This is a genomic window from Kitasatospora sp. NPDC002543 (genome assembly GCF_053594915.1).
Genome location: NZ_JBSFWR010000206.1, coordinates 1 through 4,154, shown reverse-complemented (window position 1 = coordinate 4,154; position 4,154 = coordinate 1). Strand labels below are relative to the sequence as shown.

General features: G+C 72.7%; 4 protein-coding genes and 1 pseudogene. 3 read left to right on the top strand and 2 right to left on the bottom strand.

Features of this window, described 5'->3' with window-relative positions:
• Together ACWD4P_RS37915 and ACWD4P_RS37910 are read right to left on the bottom strand one after the other, a co-directional pair.
• Nucleotides 1–96, bottom strand: a pseudogene (locus ACWD4P_RS37915) (electron transfer flavoprotein subunit beta); the annotation flags it as partial.
• A 264-nt stretch (nt 97–360) separates the two neighbouring features.
• On the bottom strand, nt 361–693 hold the full coding sequence (locus ACWD4P_RS37910) for a TlpA family protein disulfide reductase (protein ID WP_359831250.1): 333 nt from the start codon (nt 691–693) through the stop codon (nt 361–363).
• 312 nt (nt 694–1,005) lie between these two features.
• Here ACWD4P_RS37910 and ACWD4P_RS37905 point away from each other — a divergent pair, with 312 nt between their 5' ends.
• From ACWD4P_RS37905 to ACWD4P_RS37895, 3 genes are all read left to right on the top strand, one after another.
• The gene (locus tag ACWD4P_RS37905) at nt 1,006–1,431 is read left to right on the top strand and encodes a DUF4395 domain-containing protein (protein WP_449782781.1); all 426 of its coding nucleotides are present in this window, start codon (nt 1,006–1,008) and stop codon (nt 1,429–1,431) included.
• Between the two features lie 222 nt (nt 1,432–1,653).
• Nucleotides 1,654–2,424, top strand: a complete 771-nt coding sequence (locus tag ACWD4P_RS37900) for a lysophospholipid acyltransferase family protein (RefSeq protein ID WP_449782780.1) — start codon at nt 1,654–1,656, stop codon at nt 2,422–2,424.
• A 185-nt stretch (nt 2,425–2,609) separates the two neighbouring features.
• The gene (locus tag ACWD4P_RS37895; RefSeq protein ID WP_449782779.1) at nt 2,610–4,046 is read left to right on the top strand and encodes a hypothetical protein; all 1,437 of its coding nucleotides are present in this window, start codon (nt 2,610–2,612) and stop codon (nt 4,044–4,046) included.
• Nucleotides 4,047–4,154 lie beyond the last annotated feature (108 nt).

Below are 4,154 nucleotides of genomic sequence, written 5' to 3'. Positions count from 1 at the left end.
CACACCCTCCCGGTCCGTGGTGTGGTCGTCCGCGAAACGACGGTCACCCGTCGCGTCCGGCACGTACTTCACACAGACAACGATCCTCAAGCTCACGGCCTTGTCTCCTGTACTGGTCTCGTCCGGCGGCTGCGGCGGCGCAAGCGGGCGCGAACACGGCTCGCACCCACTCCGGGCAGCGAATTCCCGTGCCGGTCCGGAACTTCCTGGCAGCATACTCGCCGGTAGTCCGGCGGTCACTACTGGCCAGTAGCTTATGCCGTGCGGCTGCTCCCGCCGCCTGCGCCCATCCTGCCCCAGCCCGGGGCCGACTCCACCCGACGGGGCGGAACAAGTGCGGCGCGATTGCTCACACGGCGCTCACACCACGCGCCCGAGCGCCGCGATCACGTCCACCCTGCGCGGTTGCCCCGCCGCCCGCCGCACCACCCGGCCCTCCGCGTCCAGCACCAGGACGGTGGGCGTCCGCCGGACCTCCAGCCGGCGGACCAGCTCCAGCCGCTCCTCGGCGTCCACCTCGACGTGCTCGACCCCGTCGACCATCCCCGCCACCTCGGAGAGCACCCGGCGGGTCGCCCGACAGGGCTGGCAGAAGGCCGACGAGAACTGCACCAGCGTCGCCCGCGCGCCCAGCGGCCCGCCCAGCTCGGCCTCCGACAGCCGTACCGCGTCCGCCCCGTCCCCGCTGCTCACCCTCGGCCTCCCGTCACTCCCGCTCCGCGGCGGGCCGGGCCCGGCCCCCGTCGAGGCACGACAACGCACGTCGTCGGCCCGGTCATCCCTCCAGTCTGCGGCAGCGCCCGAGGTGCCCCGAACACACCCCGGAGCACCTCCCGAAACCCGGTCGACCACCGGCGCACGGGCACGTACGATCGGCCGATGGACTCCGACTGTCGCCCGACGCCCCGGCCGGCCCGCCGTCGCGCCGTCACCCCGGCCCGGGCCGCCCTTCGACGGCGAGGCTGACGCCCCCGCCACCGTCCGTCGCGACCCTCCGGAGCCCCGTTGCAGACCGATCCCCGCGGCTTCCGCTTCGCCGCAGCACTCACCTCGATGGTCCTGGCCGTCGTCCTGCGCACCGGCAACTGCCCCCTGCTGGCCACCCAGACGGTCCTCCTCGCCCTCGGCGCGCTCGGCGGCCTGCGCCTGTCCCCGTACGTCCGACTGTTCCAGGCGCTCGTGCTCCCCCGGCTCGCACCGCCCTCCGCTACGGCGGACGAACGGACGCTCCGCTTCGACCAGGGCGTCCTCCTGGTGTTCGCCGCGGTCGGCACCCTCGGCTACTGCTCCGACGTGACGTGGCTCGGCGCGCTGGCCGTCTCGGCCGCCCTCACCTGCGCCTTCGTCAACGCCGCGTTCGGCTACTGCGTGGGCTGCGAGCTCTACCCGCTGGTCCGGCGCGCCCGGGGCCGCCTCACCGCCGGAGCCTGACGCCGGGGGCGGAAAAGTTCCCGTTCGAATTCATCACGGAGATCACACCGCCAATATTCGCTTGACCGCACGCCTCAGGTGACAGCAGGCACTCGTTCGGGGGATCATCTCCGTGAATCACCCGTGACCGCCGCGGCGTGCCGTGCTCCGGTCGGCACCACCCGCACAACGGAGCGGGTACCCGCCGAACCGGGCCCCGGCCCGTGGAAGTCAGGACTGACCGTGGCAGAGTTCGTGTACCCGCCGGTGATCGGCGCCGCACTCACCGCCTTCCGCGCACTCGACGTGCGGATCAAGATCGTGGGTGCCGAACACATCCCCGCCAGGGGGGGAGCGGTACTGGTCAGCAACCACATCAGTTACCTGGACTTCCTCTTCGCCGGCCTCGGCGCGTACCGCGGCGGCAAGCGCAAGACCCGCTTCATGGCCAAGGACGACGTCTTCAAGCACCGCGTCTCCGGCCCGCTGATGCGCGGCATGAAGCACATCCCGGTGGACCGCGCCGACGGCCAGCCCGCGTACGAGGCCGCCGTGCGCGCCCTCAAGGCCGGCGAGGTGGTCGGGGTGTTCCCCGAGGCCACCATCAGCCGCTCCTTCATGCTCAAGAAGTTCAAGACCGGCGCCGCCCGGATGGCCGCCGACTCCGGCGCGCCGCTGCTGCCCGTCGTGCTCTGGGGCACCCAGCAGCTCTGGACCAAGGGCCGCCCCAAGACCCTCACCAAGCGGCACGTCCCGGTCACCATCATGATCGGAGAACCGATTCACCTCGGGCCCGACGACAAGCCCGTGATGGTCACCCGGCGGCTGCGCGCCGCGATGACCGAGATGCTCGACCGGGCCCAGCGCGAGTACCCCGGCAAGCCCTCCGGCCCGGATGACACCTGGTGGCTGCCCGCCCAGCTCGGCGGCACCGCGCCCACCCTGGAGGTCGCCGAGGCCGAGGACGAGGCGGAGGCGCTCGCCAAGGCCGAACGCCGCGCCGCCCGGGGCTGATCCGCTCCCCTTCTCCCTCCTCCTCCCCTCTCTACTCCGTGCGATCGAGCGAACGAGGCCCGTCGCGTGTCGCCCGGTCGCCGATGCTCCCCGTCTGACACAGTGACAGCTCCTTTCAGGGGCCTTCGTCCTGAATCCGCGGCGGGGGCGAGACGTCGGAGCGGTCGAAAGGCACGGAGGCGGAGATGGCACGGATCACCACCGGCACACGGCAGTCGTCCACGGGCAGGGCCCGCACCCGCGCGAGCGCCGGTGCGGGCCTTCTGCTTCTGGGCACCCTGCTCACCGGCTGCGGGGCCGAACCCGGGGACATCCCGCTCTCCGAGATCCGGCCGGAGGTCCCCACCGCCGCCCCCGAGGCGACCGCCGCGACCCCGGGCGTCGTCGGCGCGGCCATCGGAGCCCCCGCGGCCGCCGTGCACAACGGGCTGATCGTCAGCCGCGCCTACACCGACGCCTCCCGCACCACCAGTGCGATCGTCACCCTCTCCCCCGACGGCACCGGCCAGCGACAGGTCACCCAACCACCGGCCCACGCGCTCGACGACCGCCCGGACTGGTCCCCCGACGGCACCACCATCGCCTTCGACCGCACCGACCCGCAGACCGGAGCCGCCCGGCTCTTCACCGTCCCGACCGCCGGCGGCCCCGAGCACCGGATCAGCCAGCTCTGCGACAGCGGCACCGCCGACTGCGCCAACGAGGACGAACGCGCTCCCGCCTTCTCCCCGGACGGCAAACAGGTCGCCTTCAGCCGCTCCTGGGGCACCCAGGACCCGTCCGGCAGCCACCAGATCCAGTACTCCGACCTCTACCTGATGAGCCCCGAGGGCACCGACGTCCAGCGGCTCACCTTCCTCACCAACGACAAGCCCTACTCCGGTGCGGTCGGCAACCCCAGCTGGTCCCCCGACGGCAAACAGCTCACCTTCGAGTACCGCACCAGCGCCACCGGGCAGCCCGCCAACAGCCGCGCCATCTACGTCGTCAGCGCGGACGGCACCGGCCTGCGCCAGCTCACGCCGTGGGAACTGCGCGCCGGCGACCGCGCGGACTGGTCCCCCGACGGCACCCAGATCCTCTTCACCACCTACCCGGCCGGCCCCGACAACGCTCCCGGCGGCGGCATCTACACCGTCCACCCCGACGGCAGCGCCGTCGGCGCCCTCACCCCCGCCCCGTCGGACGTCTTCTACGGCACGGCCGCCTACGCTCCCGACGGCAAGTCCATCGTCTTCGTCCAGGCGCCCGCGGGCGCCGGCACCGACCTCTACAGCATGCACCCGGACGGGACGGGCGTCGTCCGGCTCACCAACAACGCGGACAAGTGGCTCAGCCGGCCGGTCTGGGGGACCGCGGAGGCCTCCGCGGCTCCCACCGATCAGGCCCAGGCAACGGCCGAGGCATCGGATCAGGCGTCCGCTCCGGCATCCGGTGGGGCATCCGGTCAGGTGTCGGAAGCGCCGCAGGCGCCCCGGACGCCGCAGCCCGATGCCCAGCAGCCGGCCCGGGCCCAGGGACAGGGAGCCACCGAGAAGCCGCAGCCGGGTTCGGGATCAGAGCCCGACTCCGGCTCCGGCTCCGGTTCCCGGCCGGATTCGGAGTCCGATTCCGAGGAATAGCGCACGCGCCCCTGTCCGGAAACGCGAAGAACCCCCATCCGGGACCCGGATGGGGGTTCTTCAGAAGAATTGTTCGGCGGCGTCCTACTCTCCCACAGGGTCCCCCCT

Coding starts and splice junctions, on each gene's coding strand:
- ACWD4P_RS37895 (WP_449782779.1), top strand. CDS start 2,610: ATGGCACGGATCACCACCGGCACACGGCAGTCGTCCACGGGCAGGGCC.